The sequence below is a fragment of the Sphingorhabdus sp. genome (assembly GCF_044239005.1).
Lineage (GTDB): Bacteria > Pseudomonadota > Alphaproteobacteria > Sphingomonadales > Sphingomonadaceae > Sphingorhabdus_B.
The window spans coordinates 25,281-43,242 of sequence record NZ_JBIICH010000002.1 but is presented as its reverse complement, the minus strand read 5'-3'; the positions used below and the strand labels follow the sequence as shown (position 1 = coordinate 43,242).

Below are 17,962 nucleotides of genomic sequence, written 5' to 3'. Positions count from 1 at the left end.
CCTTATGCGCTTGAACCGATGCCAGCAAGCTTCCCATTTGAAAGACGACGCTCTGCTTGTCCAAACTTAACGCGATGGCGCGTGCGGCCAGCCCGCTTGCGGCCTCCCACGCATCAATCCCGGCGCGTAGCTGACTGACGCCGAGCATCCGCGTATGTTCCGCGATTAGTGCGGGGGCGCGGCGCAGAAATGCTTCATATCGGGGCTGCGCGGCCTTGAGCGACAGTTTTTCGGCCAAAGCGATGCGAATGGCATTATCCCGGTCGCCTGAGCGCAAAATGGACGCCATGGCATCTTCCAACTCGTCGAGCCTTAGCCCAAGGAAATCCAACGCTTGGCCGGGTGCCCCGTTGCCCAAGCGCACCAGCGCATCAAGATCCGACTGGCTCGCCTCAGGCGCGGCGCGTTGCAATGCCTCGGCCATATCTGCGTCACACAAGGGTTCAAAGCGCAATATCTGGCAGCGTGACCGGATGGTCGGAAGCAACCGGTCGCTGGCATGGCTGACCAAAAAGAAATAGGTCCCAACGGGCGGTTCTTCCAAAGATTTCAACAATGCGTTGGCACCGCCGCGTTCAAGGTCGTCCGCAGAATCAATAATGATGGCGCGCTTATCGCTGAGCCCTGGACGCGATGTCAGTACCTGCTGAACACTGCGGATCTGATCGACCGTTATGCTGCGTTTGAGCTCGGTTTCATCGGTGACGTCTTCATCGTCCTTGGGTGCATCCTTCGGAAGCCGCTTAACCCACAAAATATCGGGATGAGAACCGCGTGCGATGAGGTTTGCGTGGACATTCGTTGGGTCAACAAGCGCGGATGCTGCTTTCAGCGCGAATGCAGATTTGCCAAGCCCCCTCGCCCCGGCCAATATCCAGCCATGGTGCGTTTTCCCGCTGTCGCAGGCTTTGGAAAACTGGCGCCATGCCTTGTCATGGCCGACATAGTCCATCAGGCGGGTTCCACCAACAAATCGGATATCTGCGCCAAAAGCCGTGCGGTCACGTCTGCGGCCTCTCCTGACGCGTCCACCAGACGCACTCTGGGTTCGCGCTCAGCATAACCCACAAATGCCATATCGACCTCCGAATGAAAGTCCTCTGCCCGGCCCTGAATACGGTCAGGACGGTTCTGGTCTCGGGCTGCTGCGCGCTGTGCAGCTTCTTTCGGATCGAGGCGCAACACCAATGTGCGATCGGGTAATAGGCCGCGACTGCCGATGCCATGCAGCGTCATGATGTCACCATCCGACAAGCCGGAGCCTGCACCTTGATAGGCACGGCTACTGTCGATGAAGCGGTCCGCAACGACCCATTTGCCGCTCGCTAAGGCGGGTTCGATTAAACGTTCGACATGGTCGCTGCGTGCTGCGGCAAATAACAACGCTTCTGCCCGCGGGGCCCAGCGTTCTGCGCTTCCGCCCAGCAACAGTTTCCGGATGACTTCGGCACCCTCTGTTCCGCCGGGTTCACGCGTCAAAATCACGTCATGCCCATGGCTGCGGATCACATCGGCAAGCGCGTTGATCTGCGTAGACTTGCCCACGCCCTCCCCGCCTTCAATCGACAAAAAACGGCCACGCGCGGTCATGCGGCCACCCATGACGCCAAGCCATTAAAAGCGCGCGTTAAAAAGCCCGCTCGGGCTAGTGATTCGTCAGCCAATAAGGGCATGATTTGCTCTGCTCCGTCCTCATATTTCGCGACAAGCCGTGCACGTGCACACTCCGCTTAATAGGTGCCTTTAACGGCCCCGTATAGCGTTCGTGCCTATCAAACGATAGCTGGCTTAATTCCGAACCGCATCGGCCAATAACCCCACCGATAGCGCGTAAAAATTTGAACAATTATAGTCCAATATCACACGGTAGTTTCCGCCCAGCAAATAAGCGGTCCGGCCGACGCCATCGGGCTCAATCAAGGTCGCCATCATGCTGTCTTTTGGCCAAAATCCGCGTTCTGGCGTGATGCCCAGTGCACGCCATTCGGCGATCGTTTTCCACTGGCTGTGGCGGCCAAAAACGCGTGGGCAGCGCGGCGATGCCATCCGCGAATTCAACGCGGCGCGGTTGAACGACGCGGGCACATTTACAGCAAAACCCCATTCCTCTCCGCGCCGCCAGCCTGTGTTGACGAAATAGTTGGCGATCGACGTCATGGCGTCAACCTCGCTACGCCAGATGTCGGCATATCCGTCGCCGTCCCCATCGCGCGCCAGACGCAAATATACCGACGGCAAAAACTGCGGCTTTCCAAGTGCGCCTGCCCAGCTGCCGGTAATGGCATATTGCGGAACGCCCTTGTCGATCATTTTGAGCACCGCAATCAATTCGGCCTCAAACAAGGAACGACGGCGGCCTTCATATGCGAGCGATGCCAAGGCTTCGGGCGCGTTGAAGTTCCCCATGACCGATCCATAATTGGTTTCATGGCCATAAATGGCGATCATGATTTCTTCCGGCACGCCGGTTTCATTTTCGATCCGCTGCAGCAGTGGGCGAAGCTCGGTATATTTCGCGCGGCCCCGGCTAATTCGCGATGCATCGACATGGCGCGCTTTATAGGGCGCAAAATTGGGAACGGGCGCATTGGAAGCGCCCTCTGGCTGCTGCCGGTCAAGCCGGACAACGCGGGCATTAAAGCTTATCGAAGGCAACACCCGATCGAGCGTGGCCGCAGATACGCCCTCGGTCAGCGCCTTTTGCCGCACTTGGCCAAGATAGGCGCGAAATCTGGCCTCATGTGCATCATTGTCAACAAGGTTGGTCGGCGCGGCAATATCTTGCGCGGTGCTGGCGGGCCCAAACACGCACGCGCTGGTGCAGATTAGCGTTGATAGCCAAAACTTCCGGTTAATGCGCACGCGGCCCCCATTTCAATTGAAGGCCGCATATTGGCACATTGTACCCACCGTGTGAAATGCTTTGGTCCCGGCCAACCCACATCCGGTCGCGAGCAGAACCCACACTTAGTCCGCATCTGCCCTTGCCATCGCTTTGCGGGATGGCTAGGGGCACTTCGTAAGCGGACAGGTGGCCGAGTGGTTTAAGGCAACGGTCTTGAAAACCGTCGTGGGTGGAAGCTCACCGTGGGTTCGAATCCCACCCTGTCCGCCAATTTTCTCAACCGAATTTATTGCACCCACAACGCCGAGATTATTTCTCGGGCGTCAGCTTTGCGCCATTTTCAACATTTTCGTTGAAGCTGGTGACGATTGAGTCGACGATCATCTGAATTTCTTCCGCTGCAAATTTTTCGGCGTCCGCCATGCTTGAACCGTATGAGCGTTCGGATTTGATCAGAATTTCCTTATACGCGGCGCGCTCCGTTGGGCAGGCTGCGTCGCTGGTTTTGATGAAATCGCTGGGGCTCGCTTTTTCGCCAACCGCAGTGTTGTGCGTTTCAATCATGCAATTGTTGAATGCCTTGCGGGCATTGTCCATGGCGTCGCCTTTCATGGCGGCCATGCTGAGCAAAGTTGCTGCGACCAAAGAAATCATAGTTCAAACCCCCAGAAGTTCATCATATCGGTTCTATTTATCACAGTGTGCGGTGCGCAATCAATGCAACATCGCACAATGTCATATTGGCTTTAGTTGACGACCTTGCCACCTTTTACGACGGCATCGACCGATTCCAGTTCGCGAACATTGGCCAACGGATCGCCATCCACCGCAATGATATCGGCAAAGCGGCCGACCGCGATTGCGCCGACATCTTTTTCACGGCCCAACGCCTGCGCCGCATTGCGCGTTGCCGCTTGGATCGCCTCCAGCGGTGTCATGCCATATTCGACCATGACCTTAAACTGCCCGCCGACCAATGCGTGCGGCATAACGCCAGCATCTGAGGCGAAGACCATTTTGACGCCCGCTTTATGCGCTTTACGGAAATTATCGCGTTGGATTTGCGCGACTTCGCGGTCTTTCCTAAGATTATCTTCGAGCACGCCGTTCTTGGCGCCTTCGGACTGGGTGTAGTCGGTGTTGAAGATATCCATGGAGAACCAGACTGGCCGTGGCCGCGCGGCTGCAAGCTTGATGCCTTCATCATCGACAAGGCTGGCATGTTCAATCGTATCAATACCGGCCTTGATCGCAGCCTTAATCCCCTCGCCGCCATGCGCGTGCGCGGCAACGCGAAGACCCCATTGATGCGCCTCGTCCGCGATCACGCGAAGTTCACGTTCAGAAAGCTGCTGCTGTCCGGGTTCGGTATTGCGCGAAAACACGCCGCCCGTTGCGCAAACCTTGATGACCTCTGCGCCATATTTGCGCTGACGTCGCACTTGGTAGCGCAGTTCGTCTTCGCTGTCGGCTATGCCTTCTTCCTTACCCGATTTTTCAAGGCTGGGTGGCAAGAATGTGGAGTCGCAATGGCCGCCAGTCGCACCAAGCGCATAGCCCGCCGGAACAATGCGCGGCCCTGTTGCGTAGCCATTTTCAATGGCTTGTTTCAGGCCGATGTCGTTGCGGTTGCCCGCGCCAACGTTGCGAACCGTCGTAAATCCGGCTTTTAGCATCGCCTGCGCCGATCCCACGGCGGTCATGCCCCAAAAACTGTCGGTGAATTCCAATCCCCGATAGCCGCCAATGTCCGCTGGACCGTCGAGATGGACGTGCATGTCGATCAAGCCAGGCAATATGGTTTTACCGCTGAGGTTGATATGTTTGACGTCACTGCCCCATTTTACGGTGCGTGCATCGGCAATGCTGGTAATGCGGCCATCGGCGCCAACAAAGACGGCGGGATGGTCCACGGTCTTGCCCGTAAGGACGTCGATCATCTTGTCAGCAGTGATAACCGTATTTTGCGCGGATGCAGGGGCAGAAACTGCCGCCAACGCAATCGCGAAAACGCCAGCATTTCTCAGAAAGTAGAGGCTATGTCCCATGGTCGTTTCTCCCGAAAAACTGTTAAGATATATGCATGACAAATTCCGCGCGTGTAGGACAGCAAAAAGCGCAGCTGTGGGTATTAAGGTGCGAGGACCGAAGGAAACTGTCCCTGTCGCTGATGCTCGCGATAGGCAATAACGCCGCCCGCCATAAGCGCGAAGGACGCACCGAGCATCCATCCTCCAAGCACGTCGGTTGGCCAATGGACGCCAAGCATGATCCGCGAAATTCCGGTCAGCAAGATCATCGTCGCGGCCGCCAACTGCCACACAGGATGGCGCGCCTGCGGTACCAGCATGATGAACAATATGTAGACGACTGCCGCATTGTTGGCATGCCCGCTGGGGAATGCCGGGCTGGTGATGGGATCCAACTGCGCCACAAAATCAGGGCGCACACGCGCAAAAAAATACTTCATGACGTCAGACGTCAGTGCCGCGATCAGCGTCGCTACGCCCATGGCAAGCGCAGAGCCCCATCCCCACCAACGCCATAAGGCCGCGGCAAGGATCGCGACGATGATGTAGCGTTGAACGCCGCCGCCAATCCAGCTGATGCCTTGCATGAGCAGGATCAGCCAATCGGGGGAAACCCCGCGCTGCATATTGAGTGCGTGCGAAACGGCGAGGTCAAATGCGCGGAAATATCCGGCGGTAACAGCATATCCCAACGCGATAACAAGGACGAACAAAACCGCCGCCCCCGCCCAAAGACGAAATGGCAAAATCACATGTGCAACATTTTGCCATAAGCGCCGAGCACGCTTTCGTGCATCATTTCGCTCAATGTCGGGTGCGGGAACACCGTGTGCATGAAGTCTGCCTCAACCAACTCCGCCGTTTTGCCGATGGTATAGCCTTGGATGAGCTCCGTCACTTCAGCGCCAACCATATGCGCGCCCAGCAATTCGCCCGTTTTGGCGTCGAACACGGTTTTGATGAAACCTTCCGCCTCACCCAGTGCAATCGCTTTGCCGTTGCCAAGGAAGGGGAAATTGCCGACTTTGACGTCATATCCGGCCTCCTTCGCCTTGGCTTCGGTCAAGCCAACGCTCGCGACCTGCGGGTGGCAATAGGTGCAACCGGGGATGTTCTTCGGGTCCATCGCGTGCGGATGCCCGCCAGCAATAGCTTCGGCGGCGATTACGCCTTCATGGCTGGCCTTATGCGCCAACCATGGCGGCGCGGTGATGTCACCGATGGCCCATAGGCCGGGCACATTGGTGCGGCACATCGGATCGGTTTTCAGGAAACCGCGGTCCATTTCGACGCCAAGCGCCTCTAGCCCGATATTTTCTGTGTTGGGGACAATGCCAATGGCAACGATGCAATGGGTGAATTCGGACGCAACAACTTTGCCGTCCTTACCCTTGATCTTCGCAGACACACCCGTCGCGCTGGCCTTAAGTTCTTCGACCCCTGCCCCGGTCATGATCGTCATACCCTGCTTTGTCAGCGCCTTTTCAAGGAAGGTCGAAACATCGGCGTCTTCAACAGGCACGATGCGGTCGAGCATTTCGACGACGGTGACCTCTGCGCCCATATCATTGTAGAAGCTGGCAAATTCGATGCCAATCGCACCCGATCCGATGACCAGCAGCTTTTTCGGCATTTCTGGTGGCACCATCGCGTGGCGATAGGTCCAGATACGTTTTCCATCGGCAGGCGCAAATGGCAGGTCACGGGCGCGCGCACCGGTGGCGAGGATGATATTCTTTGCGGTCAGCTCTTCGGTCTTGCCATCTTTGGTGACGGTCAGCTTGTTGGCAGCGGTCAACTTGCCATCGCCCATATGGACGGTGATCTTGTTCTTCTTCATCAGATGCGTGACGCCCTGATTAAGCTGCTTGGCGACACCGCGCGACCGCTTCACCACCGCGTCAATATCCGCGCTGATATTCGCCGCCGTCAGGCCATAATCGCCCGCATGCTGCATATAATGATAGATTTCCGCCGAACGCAGCATCGCCTTGGTCGGGATACAGCCCCAGTTGAGGCAAATGCCGCCAAGATTCTCCCGCTCAACAATCGCAACTTTCAGCCCAAGCTGCGCCGCGCGGATGGCCGCAACATAGCCACCGGGGCCGGAACCAAGGACGATGAGGTCGTAATCCGACATATTACGCCACCAAGCCCAGTGGCTTCTCCACCAACTCCTTGAACACCTTCATCAACTGCGCGCCGTCTGCGCCGTCAATGGCGCGGTGGTCGAAGCTGCCGGTGGCGGACATGACGGTGGCGATGGCCAGCGCGTCATCGACGATATAGGGCCGCTTTTCGCCGGCGCCGATCGCCATGATCATCGCCTGTGGCGGGTTGATGACGGCTTCGAATTGCTTGATGCCCATCATGCCCATGTTGGATATGGACGCGGTGCCGCCCTGATATTCATGGGGTTGCAGCTTGCCTTCCTTCGCGCGGGCCGCAAGTTCGGCAATTTCGGTCGAGATTTTGGACAGCGACTTGTTTGCTGCGTCCGTCACGATGGGCGTAATCAGGCCGGTGGGCACCGATACCGCAACGCTGATGTCGGCGCGGCTATATTGCAGCATATTGTCGCCGGCGAAGCTGACATTGCATTTGGGGACCTGAATCAGCGCAAGGCCAAGTGCCTTTATCAGCATGTCATTGACCGACAACTTGATACCGCGTGGCTCCAGCGACGCGTTAAGCTCTCCGCGCAGCTTGAGCAAAGCATCGAGGCGGACGTCTACGGTGAGGTAGATGTGCGGCACTTGCTGCTTGGATTCGGTCAGGCGGCGCGCAATGGTCTTGCGCATGTTGGAGAGTTTGACGACTTCGTGCGGGATGTCGCCACCATCCACCGTAAGCCCTGAGCCTGTCGAAGGGCGGCTGTCGCCTGTGGGGCGTGCTTCGACAAGCTCAGCACTGGCGGTATTTTTAGTGGAGCGTTCAACGTCAGCTTTAACGATGCGGCCATTGGGGCCCGTTCCGCTAATAGCAGCCAGATCAACGCCCGAGTTCGCCGCGATGCGTTTCGCCAATGGACTCGCCTTGATGCGGTCACCCGAGGAATGCGATGGCGCGGTCACTGGCGCTGGAGCTGGAGCTGGAGCTGGAGCAGCAGCCACTGCTGCAGGCTTAGGCGCTTGCGCAGCTACCGGTGCAGCAGCCTTGGGCGCAGCGGTCGTTCCGTCATCTTCACCCTGAATGATTGCAATGACCGTGCCGACTTTTACGCCGTCGGTGCCTTCGGCAACGAGCAATTGTGTGATCACGCCTTCGTCGACCGCTTCGAACTCCATTGTCGCCTTGTCGGTTTCGATCTCTGCGATCAAATCACCTGACGAAACGGTGTCCCCTTCCTTCACCAGCCATCTGGCAAGCGTGCCTTCTTCCATGGTTGGGGAAAGTGCGGGCATTTTGAGTTCGATAGACATCGGGTGTGGCCTTTTTTGGTCGCAATTTGAAATAATCGCATAGCCAAGCTTTCCCAAGCGTCAAGCGCGATAAGGTTGCCAAGGATGCAAATTTCGCGCAGGCTATACGAATTCATAATGGCTGGCCGCAGTGGACCATGCCGGGGGAAGCGCATGCGGACATATCTGGTTGTCATTGATGAGACCGAAGAAGCGCGGCTTGCGCTGCGGTTTGCGTCGCGTCGTGCCGCAAAAACGGGTGGGACCGTCCACATCCTTGCGCTCGTTGAGCAGGCTGATTTTGTCGCCTGGGGCGGTGTGCAAGCGACGATGGAAGAAGAAGCGCGCGACCGCGCTGAGCAGCTTGTGACCGCTGCTGCTGGATCAATTTTTGACGAAATGGGTGTTCGTCCGGCAATTACCGTGAAGCCCGGCGAAGCCATTGACGTGGTCAAGGTCATGCTGGAGGAACATCCAGGTATCGCCGCGCTTGTGCTCGGTGCCGCAGCCCAGGGCGCTCCAGGGCCACTTATTGCGCACTTTACCGGTATTAATGCAGGGACATTGCCCTGCCCGGTTATGGTCATCCCCGGGTCTCTGAGCGATGCGCAGCTGGATGAATTGAGCTAGCGCCGCTTGCCCTGATGCCGAATATTCCCGGGGCGTCCGCGTTTGCCCGCGTCATATTTGCCCGCTTTCGGCTTACCCTTATGTTTGAACCGATCCGGCGCATAGCTGCCGCCTTCGGGCAATTCGAAGCGGAGTGATCCGGAAATAGGGTTGGCTTCTGCCAATCGGAGTTCAAGGCGCATGCCGGGGCGATATTCCTGCCGCGTTTTTTCACCGATGAGCACTTGGCTCGCCTCATCATAATGGAAATAATCTTTTCCAAGAGTGGAGACCGGAACTAAGCCATCGCCGCCAACACCCTCAACTGTTGCGAAAAAACCGAAATTCTGAACGCCGGTAATGCGTGCCTGAACCACTTGCCCGACCTGCGCCGATAGATATGCGGCGATATAGCGGTCTGTGGTCTCGCGCTCTGCTTCCATCGCGCGGCGTTCCGTGCGGCTAATCGCTTCGGCGGTCGCGGGTAATCGTGCAATCGCGGCCTCAGTCAGACCGGTAATTGGCTCGATATCCTTGATCTTCGGCTTGGGCATTTCCAGCCGATAGGCACTGACCAAAGCGCGATGCACGATCAGGTCGGCATAACGGCGAATGGGCGAGGTAAAATGCGCGTAGCTGCCCAAGGACAGGCCGAAATGTCCGACATTAGTCGGGCCGTAATAAGCCTGTGTCTGGCTGCGGAGGACCGCTTCCATAATTTGCGGGCGGATTTCTTCGTCGATGACCTTTGCCAAGATCCCGTTGAAGGTTTCCGGCTTAACCACCTGCCCCAGCGCAAAATCAATGTCGAAGGTTTTGAGATATTCCTTCAACGCGACCAGCTTTTCGCGGCTTGGCGGTTCATGGGCGCGGTAAATGAGCGAGGATTTCTTCGCCTCTAAGGCTTTGGCGGCCGCGACATTGGCCGCGATCATGAAGTCTTCGACCAAACGATGCGCTTCAAGCTGCTCACGCTCGGCAACGCCGGTTACTCGGCCTTGCGCATCCAGCGTGATACGCTTTTCAGGCAAGTTCAGTTCCAATGGCGCACGCTTGGCACGCGCCTTCGACAGCAAACGCCAACATGCCCATAATGGCTTTAGCGCGGTTTCCAGCAACGGGTTTTCCATAGTCCCGTCAATCGCGGCTTGCGCGTCGGGATAGGGGATATTGGCGGCTATCCGTGCCACTGCGCGTGTAAAGCGCCATGACGTCACTTGGCCCGTCTTGCCAATGGCAAGGTGGCAGGCCAGCACGGCGCGGTCTTCCCCTGCCCGCAACGAACATTTGTCCGATGACAATGCGTGCGGCAGCATGGGCACTACCAAGTCGGGGAAATAGACACTGTTCCCGCGCTTCGACGCCTCATGGTCAAGCGCACTGCCCGGACGGACATAATAGCTGACGTCCGCAATCGCGACGATGGCGTCAAATCCGCCCGTATCCGCATTTGGCGTTGCCCAAATCGCATCATCGAAATCACGCGCATCGCGGGGGTCAATGGCTATAATCGGCAGATGGCGTAGGTCTTCGCGGTGGTCGTCGGTGACGGGCAATTCGCGTACACGCTCCGCCTCACGCTCCACGGTTTCAGGCATCTCAAACGGAATGCCGAATTTATGAATGGCAATGAGGCTGAAGCTTTTCGGCGCAAATGGATCGCCCAGAACCTGCGTTACCCGCGCCGATTTTTTGTGCGCGTTCCCGGTCAGTTCAGCAAGCACCAGCTCGCCAGCCTTTGCGTCGCCAACATCGCCGATTTGGGTGTCGAAACGTGATTTCTTGTCGACGGATTTCAGCCAAAAACGGCCATTTTCGCCGCCCTCAACAACACCCAATATCTGTTCGCTGCCCTTGGCGAGCTTTTTCATGACATGCGCGGCCCAGCCATTGCCGCGTTCTTCAGTGCGCGCCAAAATGCGGTCGCCAATGCCCAGCGCACTGTTGCGCTTGCCTTTGGTCTCGATCACGCGAATTTTTGGTGCCGGAATGCCTTCGGCTTCCCAATGCTCCGGAATGGCCACAGGTTGGTTGCCGTCAATCGCAACGATTTTCAGCACCGTGACTTTTGGCACGCCACCCATTTTGTGAAAGGCACGACCCGGCGCCATGTCGATCAGGCCTTCGTCGGTCATGTCTTTCAACAACGCCTTCAGCGCGATCTTTTCATGCCCGCGTAAGCCGAATTCCCGCGCAATCTCTCGCTTTCCCGCAGGGTCATTCGACGACTGGATAAAGGCGAGTATTTGTTCGCGGGATGGAAGACCTTCAAAATGGGTGCTTTTGGTCATTCCCTAATAAGTCCGGCCAATAAGGATCCGTTCCACGGCGGGTTCGCCGGTAAAAAAGCATGCGCCGTCGACGGCAGCCGCATCGATTGGGCTATTGCGCATCGTCAGCTTGAGCGCTTTTAACTGCTCAACGATTTTATCGAGTGCAGCGCCGGTTGGGCGTGCCCACTGAACCTCTACCCAGCCAGCAAACTTGGCCTCGTCACCGGCAAAATGCGCGGCAAGGTCGGTGACATCACGTCGGATGTTGGCATCGAGCCGTTCTTTTGCTTCTGCGTAGAGGGTGGACTGAATGTCCTCAAGCAAACCAGCTGCGGCGGCCACAAATTCACCACGGGGGGTAAATGCCGTCGCCAGCTTGCCGTCGTCCTTATAGAGGCGATCACGGCGCAACACCGCGGCTTTGCCTTCGCCTACATCGCGTGGGCCCACTTCAACGATGATTGGCGCGCCTTTCTTGACCCAAGACCAACGCTTGTTCGATGCCTTCGCCGCTTTGGTATCCAGCAGCACGCGCAAGGGTTCGCCGAACGCACTTAACGCGAGCAATTCGAGGCGCAGGCTGCGGCAATATTCCAACACGGCCTCGTCTTCGTCATTGTCCCGCAACATCGGTATAATCACGATTTGGTGCGGGGCAATTTGCGGCGGGCAGCGCAAGCCATCATCATCGCCATGCGTCATGATAACGCCGCCAATCATCCGCGTGGAAACGCCCCAGCTGGTGGTGTGCGCAAATTGTTGGCTGCCGTCCTTATCCTGATATTTGATGCCCGATGCTTCGGCAAAACCCGTGCCTAGATAATGCGACGTGCCAGCCTGCAAAGCTTTGCCGTCCTGCATCATCGCTTCGATGCTGTATGTTGCAACCGCGCCGGGAAAGCGTTCATTCTCGGGCTTTTCGCCGGCCACTACGGGCATGGCCAGTGGACCCTCGGCGAAGGCACGATACATTTCAAGCGCGCGCATCGTTTCCTGCATCGCATCGGCACGATCGGCGTGGGCGGTATGCCCTTCCTGCCATAGAAACTCACTTGTACGTAGGAACATGCGTGTGCGCATTTCCCAGCGCACAACATTGGCCCATTGATTGACCATCAACGGCAAATCACGCCAGCTTTGGACCCATCGGCTCATCGCCGCGCCGATCACGGTTTCCGATGTTGGACGCACGACAAGCGGCTCTTCCAACTTGGAATCGGGATCAGGAACCAACTTGCCTTTGCCATCACCAATCAAGCGGTGGTGCGTGACGACAGCCATTTCCTTCGCAAAGCCCTCCACATGGTCCGCTTCTTTTTCAAAAAACGACAAGGGGATGAACAACGGGAAATAGCAGTTTTCGACGCCAGCAGCTTTGATTTCCGCGTCCATCAGCTTTTGGATGCGTTCCCACATGCCATAGCCCCAAGGCCGTATGACCATGCACCCACGGACACCCGATTCTTCTGCGAGATCGGCCTCCGAAATAACTTCCTGATACCAGCCCGCGAAATTTTGCGCGCGCGTGACGCTTAAAGCATGTTTTATCAAAATCTTACCCGTTATTGTGTAGTGAATATGATTGCGGATCAATCTGCCGCAATTTTATCGAGCTTCGCCTGCAATTCTGCAATCTGTCGCTTGAGGTCGGCAACCGACTCTGTTTGCGCAGCCTTGCCACCCGCCAGACCGCCAAGATTGGGGATCAACGCCTCACGTGCAGAACGCATGAACTCGATATTCTGTTTCGCAATATGACCAAAAGGACCGGAGGTTATTGCGGTTTCAATCGCATCCTGCACTTGCTTTTGGTTCTTGCGGAAATTGTCCATTGAGCTTTCGAGAAACTGCGGAACCATACCCTGCATGGAATCCCCATACATGGCGATCAATTGTTTCAGGAACCCGACCGGCAACATTTGCTGACCGCTATTTTCTTCTTCCATGATGATTTGTGTCAGCACACCATGGGTGATGTCATCATTCGTTTTGGCATCAACAACTTTGAAGTCGATATCCTTACGAGTCAGTTCCGCCAGAAAGTCCAACGTAATATATTTGGACGAATGCGTATTGTAGAGCCGCCTGTTCGCGTATTTTTTGATGATGATGGGCCCATCACCATTTCTGCTGGCTGCACGTGCCATTCATGTTCCTTTCACGGATGATAAAAGCCCGATAGCACCAAGCTGTGGTGCACTGCAACATCGGCGCGCCGTGCAACGAAAATTGCACCCAGTTCAAGGCCTTCTGGCATCACATTGCAGAGGAAATTGGCTGCCATGCTCTGACTTTTTGATGCCTAAACCTGTCCGATACAGCGGTTTGCCCTATGTGGCCTGACAGCAACAATATCGGAAAAAGCAGTTTTTTTCTTCGGAATCTATTGCACATTTTGTCCGTCTGCGCTTTAGCGGAATATTAATTGAAAATGAACAAACAAGCTGGGGATCTTTTTGATGAAGAAGTCACGTTTATTGGTCGCAGGTTCCGCTATCAGCCTCGCGCTGTTTAGCGCTGTTCCATCTTTTGCGCAGGATGCGCAGCCTGATGCAGCCAACGCACAGGAAGAAGAAGCCGAGGCAGAAGAAGCATTAGAGGAAGGTTCTGGCCAACCAATTTTGGTGACCGGTTCGCGCATCGCACGTCCAACGCTGCAATCTTCCGTTCCGTTGACTTCCGTTACGATTGAAGACTTGACCGGCACTGGCGAGCTTTCTCTCGGTGACGCATTGAACGATCTGCCTTCGCTCCGTTCGACATTCAGCTCGGGCAACTCGAGCCGCTTCATCGGAACCGCGGGCCTCAGCCTGCTCGACCTTCGTGGCCTCGGCACCGACCGTACGCTGGTTCTGGTCAATGGCCGTCGTCACGTTACATCGACGCCAGGCGACAATGGTTTTGACGTCAACACCGTCCCAACCGATTTGGTTGAGCGTATCGACATCGTTACGGGCGGCAACTCGGCTATTTATGGTTCGGATGCTGTTGCCGGCGTTGTAAACTTCATCATGAAGCGCGACTATGACGGCGTTGCTGTGCGGGCACAGGGCGGCCTTTCGTCGCGCGGTGACCGTGGCACATATTTCGTAAGCGCACTTGCTGGTCAAAACTTCGCAGACGGTCGCGGTAACGTTGCTGTCTCGGCAGAATATACACGCCAACAGCCATTGTACTTCAATCAACGCGACGGCTTGAGCGGCGCGGCCAGCGGCCGTTGCCAGTTCCAGCAGACCGACCTTCAAGGTGCTGCCGGTGGCGAAGTTGGCTTCAGTGCGACTGACGGAATTCCAGATAACACATTCCTGTGCGGTATCCGCAACGGAACGATCTCTGACGCGGGTACTGTCGGTGGCCTCAGTGGCGGCCGCTTCTTGCGCTTTGACGATTTCGGCAACCTGTTTGTCGATACGCCAACACAGAGCTTTGCCGGCGTAGGCTCAGGAAACACGCAGGGTGGCTTTGGTTCAACGCTGCGCAATACCGGCAGCCTTTTGGCCGAAGTTGACCGTTATGCCGTCAACCTACTGGCGCATTATGACGTATCTGATGCGTTCAAGCCATTCATCGAAGCCAAATATGTCCGTACCGACGTATCGGGCGAAGGTCAGCCAAGCTTCTTCTCCGGCGTGCCGCAGACACTTGGTGGCCCAGCATTCCGTTGCAACAACGGCTTCCTGACCGCGCAGAACCTGACCGTACTTCAACAGAATGGCCTGTGCTCGAACGTGGCAACGGGTACATTCGGTCTGAACCGCTTCAACATCGACCTTGGTGGTCGTCGCTTTGAAGGTACACGCGAGACCTATCGTGCAGTTGGTGGCGTTGAAGGAACGTTCAACGAAGATTGGAACTACGAACTCGCAGTGAACTACGGCCGGTTTAAGGCAGTTGGTTTCAACACGAACAATCTCGTAATCTTTACCCAGGATGGATCGGGATATGACGGCTTCAACCTTGCTGCCGACGCTGTCGTTGCTCCTTCAACCTTCACGGGTACAAACTTTGTAACCAACGCTGCTGGTCAAAAGGTTATCTGCCGCGTCAATGCGGCATCGAACGTAAATACTGCCTGTATACCGGTTAACGTATTCGGTCAGAACGTTGCTGATCCACGTGCACTTGACTTCATCAACACCGAAGGCCGCACGGACGAGTTTGCAAGCCAGTTCGTCGCATCGGCATTTGTCGGTGGTGACCTTTCGCAATTGTTCGAACTGCCCGGTGGCCCAGTCGCATTCGCTTTTGGTGCTGAATACCGTCAGGAAAAAGCAAGCATCGATTATGATGAACTGACATCAAGCGGCGCAACCTTCCTCAACGCATTGCAGGACTTCCGTCCACCAGCATTTGCTGTCAGGGAAGCTTACGGCGAAGTTCAGGTTCCATTGTTGAAAGATGTGCCTTTCGCCAAGGAACTATCGGTAAACTTTGCAGGTCGCGTATCAGACTATAATACTTCGACGGGTACGGTTTATGCGTACAACGTTCAGGGTATATATGCGCCAATCGAAGATGTTCGTTTCCGCGCTGCATATGCAACGTCGGTTCGTGCACCAACGCAGGGCGACTTGTTCTCGACCGCTTCCGAAAACTTTGCGTTCATCGGTGACCCATGTGATCTGGTTTCGCCAGGAAGCACAACTGCAGCTAACTGCTTGGCCGCTGGCGTTCCAGCCACTGCCAACGCGGCATTGGTCGCAGCTTGCGCAACCACCGCATTCCCGGTTGCTTTGGGCGCACCATTCATCAACTGCACCGCGCGTACAGCTTCGACCGGCTTCCTTTCGGGTGGTAACCCCACTCTGATCGAAGAAAAGGGCAAGAGCTTGACGCTTGGCGTTGTTGTTGAACCAAGCTTCATTCCAGGCCTCAGCCTGACTGTCGACTATTACAAGATCAAGGTTGAAGACTTGATTGCCGCGTTGAGCGCGCAAACAATCATCAACCTTTGCTACACCAACGCTTCGGGTATCAACAACCCGTTCTGCGCCACTGTGCAGCGTGATCCGACAAGTGGTCTTTTCGTTGAGCCTGCGGTTATTTCGGGCGGCGTTAACTTCGCTGCGCAACGTACCAAGGGTATCGACTTTGACCTCGCTTACCGTAAGACTTTTGACAATGGTGATCGTTTCACGACGCGTTTGATCGCAACCAAGGTTCTTCAGCTGAATAACTTCACTGATCCAACCAACCCTGCGAACCCAAATCGTCAGTTGAGCGAATTGGGTGATCCAAAGTTGTCGGCAAGCTTCTCAGCGGCTTATGACTTCGGTGATTTCGATATTCTGTACGCCGCACGTTATATCGGTAAGCAGACCATCGGTTCGTTTGAAGCGCAGAACAGCTACTTCGGCCAGTGCCCATTGACAGGCACGTTCCGTGGTCAAACTGGCATTAACGGCGGTACTTGCGATGCAGTGTTGGGTAACATTGTGAAGCTGGCTCCAGCTAACGCTGACCAGTTCCCACAGATTAACTACCCAGACGTTCTGTATCACGACATCCGTGTCGGCTTTGACATCGGTAACGACTTCCGTTTCTATGCGGGTGTCAACAACCTGCTCGATAAGCAGCCACCACTTGGCTTGCTTGGAACCGCCGGTGGCGATCCGTTCGACAGCTTTGGGCGTAACTTCTTCTTCGGAATCAATGCTGATTTCTAAGTCGAAATATCTTCGAGACAAAAAGAAGGGCGCCCATGTGGCGCCCTTTTTTATTGGGTTATCCGCAGGCCACTAGAACGCGCGAGCGAACTACCGCCAAATGCGTTCGAAGCGGGTTCCCAAATTGGTGAGCAATTCATATTGCGATAGCCCCGTCAGCGCCGACGCTGTGGGCAAGTCATACTCCACGTCGACCCAGTCGCCTTCGCGAAGATCAGGGGCGGCACTGATATCGATTGTCACGAGATCCATGGATACGCGCCCCAAAACAGGCAATGCGGCCGCGCCATAATGCGCTGTTCCCTTACCGGAAAATGCGCGCAGATACCCATCTGCATATCCCACCGAAATCGTCCCGACGGTCGTATCGTTGCCACAAACATGCGTCGCATTGTAGCCAATAGGCGCACCTGCAGGCAGCGGGCGTACCTGAAGCAAGCGTGCGGAAAGCCGCGCGACGGGCTTGATGAAGGCCTCCATGCCGGAGCGTGCAATGCCGCCATAAAGGCTAATCCCCGGGCGGGTCAGGTCATAATGATAATCCGCACCGAGCATGATGCCCGCGCTATTGGCAAGGCTCAGGCGTTTTGCCCCTGAAACGGCCGCTTGTTCATGGAATGAGCGCTGCTGCGCGTCGTTCTGTGCGCTATCCTCATCCGCAGACGCCAGATGCGACAACAGCAAATCGATATCGATGCTTCCCAGATTGCATTGTGACATCTGCTCCGGCCCGATGCCAAGCCGATTGATGCCGCTGTCGAACATGATGTGGCAACGTCCGCCACCTGACGCGCGCCAGATCGAGACCTGTTCTGGTGTGTTCAGCACGGGCACTGCGCCTAAAGCGCGTATGTGCGGAATGTCAGCGGCCTGAATGCCGTTTAAGACGGATATCCACTCAGGAGGAATAATATCCGCGATCGCAGCGGCTTCGCCCCAATGGGCAACGAAAAAGTCGCGGCACCCTGCATCGCGTAACCGCGCAGCCACTTCGCGCGCGCCAAGACCATAGCCGTTGGCCTTTACCGCCGCGCCAGCCTGCGCCGCGCCGCTGCGTGCGTTGAGCGCTTTCCAATTCGAAGCGAGAGCTTCGCCATCAAGGATTAAACGCAGCGGGGGTTCAAAATCGGTCATCCGC

At 56.2% G+C, this 17,962-nt stretch carries 15 protein-coding genes and 1 tRNA gene; 3 read left to right on the top strand and 13 right to left on the bottom strand.

Annotated features, from left to right (window positions below; all coding sequences use genetic code 11):
• From ACILQA_RS00400 to ACILQA_RS00390, 3 genes are all read right to left on the bottom strand, one after another.
• Nucleotides 1-952, bottom strand: a 952-nt coding sequence (locus ACILQA_RS00400) for a DNA polymerase III subunit delta' (RefSeq protein WP_395627896.1), incomplete at its 3' end; no start/stop codon positions are given.
• Entirely contained in the window at nucleotides 952-1,590 is a 639-nt protein-coding gene (gene tmk, locus ACILQA_RS00395; RefSeq protein ID WP_395627895.1) for a dTMP kinase, read from the bottom strand. The genes tmk and ACILQA_RS00400, both read right to left, overlap by 1 nt.
• 198 nt (nucleotides 1,591-1,788) lie before the next feature.
• A complete protein-coding gene (locus ACILQA_RS00390) occupies nucleotides 1,789-2,778 on the bottom strand; it encodes a lytic transglycosylase domain-containing protein (protein ID WP_395627900.1) in 990 nt (329 codons plus the stop codon).
• Nucleotides 2,779-3,025: 247 nt separating this feature from the next.
• Here ACILQA_RS00390 and ACILQA_RS00385 point away from each other — a divergent pair.
• Nucleotides 3,026-3,115, top strand: a tRNA-Ser gene (locus ACILQA_RS00385).
• Between the two features lie 39 nt (nucleotides 3,116-3,154).
• On the opposite strand, the gene ACILQA_RS00380 is transcribed toward ACILQA_RS00385, so the two are convergent.
• From ACILQA_RS00380 to ACILQA_RS00360, 5 genes are all read right to left on the bottom strand, one after another.
• The gene (locus ACILQA_RS00380) at nucleotides 3,155-3,499 is read right to left on the bottom strand and encodes a hypothetical protein (protein WP_395627894.1); all 345 of its coding nucleotides are present in this window, start codon (nucleotides 3,497-3,499) and stop codon (nucleotides 3,155-3,157) included.
• Nucleotides 3,500-3,591: 92 nt separating this feature from the next.
• Nucleotides 3,592-4,893, bottom strand: a complete 1,302-nt coding sequence (locus ACILQA_RS00375; protein ID WP_395627893.1) for an amidohydrolase family protein — start codon at nucleotides 4,891-4,893, stop codon at nucleotides 3,592-3,594.
• A gap of 83 nt (nucleotides 4,894-4,976) precedes the next feature.
• A complete protein-coding gene (locus tag ACILQA_RS00370; RefSeq protein ID WP_395627892.1) occupies nucleotides 4,977-5,627 on the bottom strand; it encodes a phosphatase PAP2 family protein in 651 nt (216 codons plus the stop codon).
• On the bottom strand, nucleotides 5,624-7,015 hold the full coding sequence (lpdA, locus tag ACILQA_RS00365; protein WP_395627891.1) for a dihydrolipoyl dehydrogenase: 1,392 nt from the start codon (nucleotides 7,013-7,015) through the stop codon (nucleotides 5,624-5,626). The genes ACILQA_RS00370 and lpdA overlap by 4 nt, the downstream gene beginning before the upstream one ends.
• Before the next feature lies 1 nt (nucleotide 7,016).
• Entirely contained in the window at nucleotides 7,017-8,297 is a 1,281-nt protein-coding gene (locus ACILQA_RS00360) for a pyruvate dehydrogenase complex dihydrolipoamide acetyltransferase (RefSeq protein ID WP_395627890.1), read from the bottom strand.
• Between the two features lie 153 nt (nucleotides 8,298-8,450).
• Here ACILQA_RS00360 and ACILQA_RS00355 point away from each other — a divergent pair, with 153 nt between their 5' ends.
• Nucleotides 8,451-8,906, top strand: coding sequence for a universal stress protein (locus tag ACILQA_RS00355; protein WP_324476619.1), 456 nt, complete (start codon nucleotides 8,451-8,453; stop codon nucleotides 8,904-8,906).
• Here ACILQA_RS00355 and rnr read toward each other — a convergent pair.
• From rnr to ACILQA_RS00335, 4 genes are read right to left on the bottom strand one after another with little or no spacing between them, the layout of a single operon-like run.
• Nucleotides 8,903-11,176, bottom strand: coding sequence for a ribonuclease R (gene rnr, locus ACILQA_RS00350; protein ID WP_395627889.1), 2,274 nt, complete (start codon nucleotides 11,174-11,176; stop codon nucleotides 8,903-8,905). The two genes, ACILQA_RS00355 and rnr, sit on opposite strands and share 4 nt — an antisense overlap.
• Nucleotides 11,177-11,179: 3 nt before the next feature.
• Nucleotides 11,180-12,709, bottom strand: a complete 1,530-nt coding sequence (gene proS / locus ACILQA_RS00345; RefSeq protein ID WP_395627888.1) for a proline--tRNA ligase — start codon at nucleotides 12,707-12,709, stop codon at nucleotides 11,180-11,182.
• Nucleotides 12,710-12,747: 38 nt separating this feature from the next.
• Nucleotides 12,748-13,305: a polyhydroxyalkanoate synthesis repressor PhaR gene (gene phaR, locus ACILQA_RS00340; RefSeq protein ID WP_395627887.1), complete on the bottom strand. Its 558-nt coding sequence runs from the start codon at nucleotides 13,303-13,305 to the stop codon at nucleotides 12,748-12,750.
• An 11-nt stretch (nucleotides 13,306-13,316) separates the two neighbouring features.
• Entirely contained in the window at nucleotides 13,317-13,442 is a 126-nt protein-coding gene (locus ACILQA_RS00335) for a hypothetical protein (RefSeq protein ID WP_395627886.1), read from the bottom strand.
• A 175-nt stretch (nucleotides 13,443-13,617) separates the two neighbouring features.
• On the opposite strand from ACILQA_RS00335, the gene ACILQA_RS00330 reads away from it, so the two are divergent.
• Nucleotides 13,618-16,824: a TonB-dependent receptor domain-containing protein gene (locus ACILQA_RS00330; RefSeq protein WP_395627885.1), complete on the top strand. Its 3,207-nt coding sequence runs from the start codon at nucleotides 13,618-13,620 to the stop codon at nucleotides 16,822-16,824.
• A gap of 90 nt (nucleotides 16,825-16,914) precedes the next feature.
• On the opposite strand, the gene alr is transcribed toward ACILQA_RS00330, so the two are convergent.
• Complete coding sequence (alr, locus tag ACILQA_RS00325; RefSeq protein ID WP_395627884.1) at nucleotides 16,915-17,958, bottom strand: alanine racemase; 1,044 nt, start codon at nucleotides 17,956-17,958, stop codon at nucleotides 16,915-16,917.
• Nucleotides 17,959-17,962 lie beyond the last annotated feature (4 nt).

Excerpts from the sequence above, each read along its gene's own strand:
- tmk (WP_395627895.1), bottom strand. The coding sequence starts at position 1,590 with ATGACCGCGCGTGGCCGTTTTTTGTCGATTGAAGGCGGGGAGGGCGTG.
- ACILQA_RS00380 (WP_395627894.1), bottom strand. The coding sequence starts at position 3,499 with ATGATTTCTTTGGTCGCAGCAACTTTGCTCAGCATGGCCGCCATGAAA.
- ACILQA_RS00375 (WP_395627893.1), bottom strand. The coding sequence starts at position 4,893 with ATGGGACATAGCCTCTACTTTCTGAGAAATGCTGGCGTTTTCGCGATT.
- lpdA (WP_395627891.1), bottom strand. The coding sequence starts at position 7,015 with ATGTCGGATTACGACCTCATCGTCCTTGGTTCCGGCCCCGGTGGCTAT.
- ACILQA_RS00360 (WP_395627890.1), bottom strand. The coding sequence starts at position 8,297 with ATGTCTATCGAACTCAAAATGCCCGCACTTTCCCCAACCATGGAAGAA.
- ACILQA_RS00355 (WP_324476619.1), top strand. The coding sequence starts at position 8,451 with ATGCGGACATATCTGGTTGTCATTGATGAGACCGAAGAAGCGCGGCTT.
- rnr (WP_395627889.1), bottom strand. The coding sequence starts at position 11,176 with ATGACCAAAAGCACCCATTTTGAAGGTCTTCCATCCCGCGAACAAATA.
- phaR (WP_395627887.1), bottom strand. The coding sequence starts at position 13,305 with ATGGCACGTGCAGCCAGCAGAAATGGTGATGGGCCCATCATCATCAAA.
- ACILQA_RS00335 (WP_395627886.1), bottom strand. The coding sequence starts at position 13,442 with ATGGCAGCCAATTTCCTCTGCAATGTGATGCCAGAAGGCCTTGAACTG.
- ACILQA_RS00330 (WP_395627885.1), top strand. The coding sequence starts at position 13,618 with ATGAAGAAGTCACGTTTATTGGTCGCAGGTTCCGCTATCAGCCTCGCG.
- alr (WP_395627884.1), bottom strand. The coding sequence starts at position 17,958 with ATGACCGATTTTGAACCCCCGCTGCGTTTAATCCTTGATGGCGAAGCT.